The sequence below is a fragment of the Vibrio sp. V42_P2S4T144 genome (assembly GCF_009904715.1).
Taxonomy (GTDB): Bacteria; Pseudomonadota; Gammaproteobacteria; order Enterobacterales; family Vibrionaceae; genus Vibrio; species Vibrio alginolyticus.
The window spans coordinates 1-3,963 of sequence record NZ_WXWS01000465.1 but is presented as its reverse complement, the minus strand read 5'-3'; the positions used below and the strand labels follow the sequence as shown (position 1 = coordinate 3,963).

Annotated in this window: 3 protein-coding genes; all 3 read right to left on the bottom strand. The window is 44.3% G+C overall.

All coding sequences use genetic code 11. The features are described from left to right. Window positions 1–59 precede the first annotated feature (59 nt). The 3 genes from CAG68_RS15565 to CAG68_RS15555 all read right to left on the bottom strand — a co-directional run bounded on the left by CAG68_RS15565 (window position 60) and on the right by CAG68_RS15555 (window position 3,836). A complete protein-coding gene (locus CAG68_RS15565; protein ID WP_005375170.1) occupies window positions 60–1,400 on the bottom strand; it encodes an HlyD family type I secretion periplasmic adaptor subunit in 1,341 nt (446 codons plus the stop codon). Further along, window positions 1,375–3,093, bottom strand: coding sequence for a type I secretion system permease/ATPase (locus tag CAG68_RS15560; protein WP_042521608.1), 1,719 nt, complete (start codon window positions 3,091–3,093; stop codon window positions 1,375–1,377). The genes CAG68_RS15565 and CAG68_RS15560 overlap by 26 nt, the downstream gene beginning before the upstream one ends. A gap of 152 nt (window positions 3,094–3,245) precedes the next feature. Beyond that, window positions 3,246–3,836, bottom strand: a complete 591-nt coding sequence (locus CAG68_RS15555) for a calcium-binding protein (protein ID WP_005375168.1) — start codon at window positions 3,834–3,836, stop codon at window positions 3,246–3,248. Window positions 3,837–3,963: the final 127 nt, after the last annotated feature.

Here is a 3,963-nt window from a genome sequence, read left to right as displayed (position 1 = left end):
CAGCTAACGATAACAAATTATTTTGTCTGTTGTCCGTGCTCACTCAAGTCTTTTTGAAATTACTCCTCTCTGAAGGCGCGATTCATGCTTTCTGTAATTGGCTTTATTAGGTAGCTCAATGGCGTTCGTGGCTCAGATAAAATAAGCACTTCGGCATTCATGCCTGAGGTTAAACGATGTTTTGTCACATCTTCCGGTGAAATTGCAATTCTAGCGAGATAAAAATCTTCTTGGTTTTCTTGCGAGAGCTTATCGGCAGAAATCGTCAGCACAGTACCGTCTAAAGGTGCCAACGTCCGTGCATTCAGAGCGGTCAGACGAACATGCGCTTGCTGGCCTGGATTCACTAAATCAATATCCTGAGGATTAACACGAGCCTCGACTAACAACTTATCGTCTTGCGGGACCAGTTCTAGTAACGTTTCACCCGAGCCAATCACACCTTTTTCGGTAAACACTTGCATGTTGACTACGCGACCAGAAATAGGTGCGTTGATCGTTGTTCTTGCGACAATATCTTGAGCGGAGCGATATTCTTCCCGAATTGCGACAATTTCCGTTTTGGTATTTCGTAGTTCCTCGACAATCTCATTCAGCCTTTCAAGCTTCAACTCTTCAATTTGCGCTAGGTTCTCATCTAACCTTTTTCTAACGGTGAGCGACTGCCTATCTAACTGGCTTAAGGTACTTCTCACCTCCGCTGCTAAGCGCTTGAGTTGAAGTAAAGTAGATTTTCCCGAGAAACCTTTTTGCACCAAGGCTTGGTTGCTGTCTATTTCTTCAGCAATAAAGTTGAGCCGTTCCGTCTCAATCACTTTGGTTTGCTGAAGGTTTTCAAGCTCTAAATTTGCTCCAGAAATACTCTGCTCAATGATACTCAGTTTACTATCAAAGAATCGCTTTCTCGCTTCAAAGATCTTGTTTTGAACCAGTTGTGCTTCTTGTACGATATCGACACGGGGAATGCTTTCAAGATCATCAGACCATACAATCGTTGGAAGCTCATCAAGCTCCGCACTTAAACGGTTTTCCTTTGCTAGAGTATGGATAAAACGACCACTTAACGAGTCCAACTTAGCCATAGCTTGACGCTTAGAAAGTTGAATTAATAACTGACCTTTTTCGACTAAATCCCCTTCCTGTACATATAGCTTTTCAATAATACCGCCTTCTAAATGCTGAATTTCTTGTCGCTTAGTGAGAACTGACAAATCACCATAAGCAATCGCTGCACTTTCTAATTTGGCTGTTGCAGCCCAGTAGCCAAGGCCTCCAAGAAAAACACTTAAGGTCACCACACCGAGTAAAATTGGTTTTCGAAAGTTTAGTCTCGCTTTGGGGCTAAAACGATATACGATCTCGGTAGAACTCTGATTAACGGTTGGCAGTTGATTGCTCATTTCTTACCCTTGGGATATCTGTTCTTTCTTCGCCCATCAAACGTTTTAATACTTCATCTTTAGCGCCGTATAACTTGACTCGGCCGTCAGCCAAATACAAGAGCCTATCCATTTGTCGTAACGTGCTCGGATTGTGAGCAATGACGATAATCGTTGTACTCTGTGCTTTTAAATGGGCAATCAAACGTTGATACGCAGCCTCTCCCTCACCATCGAGGTTGGCATTCGCTTCATCGAAAATCACAATAGAAGGGTCGCCATAAACGGCTCTTGCAAGAGCGATTCTCTGCCTTTCCCCCCCAGATAAACCACGGCCATTTTCACCAATAATGCAATCATAGCCTTTGTTTTTCTTGAGTATTAATTCATGACATCCTGCTAGTTGAGCCGCCTTGATGACTTTAGCGGGGTCTTCTTCTTTAAAGCGCGCGATGTTCTCTCGAATTGTGCCAGGAAATAACTCCACCTCTTGAGCGAGATACCCAAAATGCACGCCGCGATCTTCAGATGCCCATACGGAGACTTCCATTCCATCAAGAGTCACTTTACCCGCTAATGGCTTAACCGTACCTAATAACAGCCGAGCAAACGTCGATTTACCCGTACCAGAAGGGCCAATCACCCCAACAGCAACACCCGGAGGAATCGATAAGCTGAGCGATGAGAGCACTGGTTCGGTTGCTCCAGGATGGCGATAGGCCAGTCCGGTAAGCTCATAGTGTCCTTTTGGTTTAGGCAGTGGCATATCTGATTCATCTTGGCGCACGATCGCATCGATTTCTTTCAACCTTTTATAGGCGCCTTTAGCAGACATCGCGCTTCGCCACGTGCCTATCGCCTGCTCCATCGGCGATAATGCCCGACTCATTAATATGGAGCTCGCGATCATCGCCCCTGCCGTTATCTCATGTTGGATAACTAACCATGCACCACCTCCCAGTAAAAATATCTGTAATGAGCCACGCACAAACTTAGAAAAGTTAGCCATGTAGATAGACTTACCTGCAACTCGCTCTTCAAGCACATTCACTTCGCTCACGCGCGACTGCCACTTCTCTAAAAATGCATTCATCATCCCCATTGCGAGAATTGAATTGGAGTTTTGCGTGGCTAATTCTGCGTTGTTGATATGAGAAATCGCTCTGACTTCGCTCTCTTGCATTGTTTTACGCGTCATTAGCTCATTAAGCAGACCTAGGCTAAACAATACGATAGATCCAAGTAACGCGATGTGACCTAGTATCGGGTGCAATAAATACACAAATAAAATAAATAGCGGTGTCCAGGGCGCATCCAACAGTGGATAAGGTGCTTGACTGCTCAAAAAGCTTTTGATGTTCTGAATGTCTCTCAGAGTTTGCGAGGTATAACTCTTCCCAGTATGTGATTGATATTGAATCGTTCGCTTGAGCATGAAAGCGGAGAGTTTTGTGTCCATCCAATAACCAAAAGATTTACTCATTTGTGCTCGTGCAATGTCGATGATGGACATGGTTAACAGCGCGACAATTACGATGACAGTGAGCAAGAATAAAGTATCGGTTGAGTAGGAGGATATAACTCGGTTGTACACTTGAAGCATGTACAACGGAATCGAGAGAACCAATAAGTTGATAAAAAGGCTAAAAACGATCAGCAAGCCCGCAAGCGTGCATAGTTTTTGTTTCACTTCTTTGAAAACCGTTTTTTGCACGACTACTTCCGTTTAACGTGAAAATTGTAGGCGCCAGAAATACTAGCGCCTAGCTTAAGGTAACCTCAAATCGCTCTAGAGTGTCCGATTAGTTCACCTCAGCATGGCAGAGCCACGCAAACTAATTCCCATCCAGAGTTATTTTCAGTCGTTTAGATTACGAACAGATCTGCACCATAGGTGTTGATGTCAGTTTCAGTCACGCCAATAAGTTTCACTGTTAGATCAGCCCCATCGGTAAACACTGCATTCCCAACTGCATCGTAGCTAAAGCTTAAATCACCAAAGTCAGTGACAGAGTCGCTAATGATGTGCAAAGAGTCTTCACCAATGGTGAAATCAACAACTTTGGCTTCGCCATGGCCACCAAACTTATCCGTGAACACAAACTTATCGCCATTGCTGCCGCCAACTAAAACGTTGTCACCAGAACCAGCAACAAGAATATCTTCACCGACACCACCATTTAATTTATTGTCACCCAACAAACCCAACAGCAAGTCATTACCGGTACCACCGCCGAGGTAGTCGTTTCCTGTACCAGCCCTAAGGATGTCATCTCCAGCACCACCAGTTAGGCGATCGTCGCCGTCGCCGCCGATCACATAATCATTACCGCCACCGCCAACAAACGAGTCATTACCACCAAAACCGATAAACAAATCATCGCCGCCATCGAAATCAGCAAATTGGTTATTTACACCTGCATCGCCTAAATACGTGTCATTGTCACTTGCGCTCATTTTTATTCCCTCTTAGCTTATTAATTGAATAGACCTTCTGTTCCACGTCTGACTAGATTCGTCACGACATGAGAAGTCTAATAGTCAACTGAATAGGAATAAGTTTGAATATGGGATGATATTTCAG

Bases quoted from the DNA above. Each gene is read 5' to 3' on its own strand.
- CAG68_RS15565 (WP_005375170.1), bottom strand. From the start codon at position 1,400: ATGAGCAATCAACTGCCAACCGTTAATCAGAGTTCTACCGAGATCGTA.
- CAG68_RS15555 (WP_005375168.1), bottom strand. From the start codon at position 3,836: ATGAGCGCAAGTGACAATGACACGTATTTAGGCGATGCAGGTGTAAAT.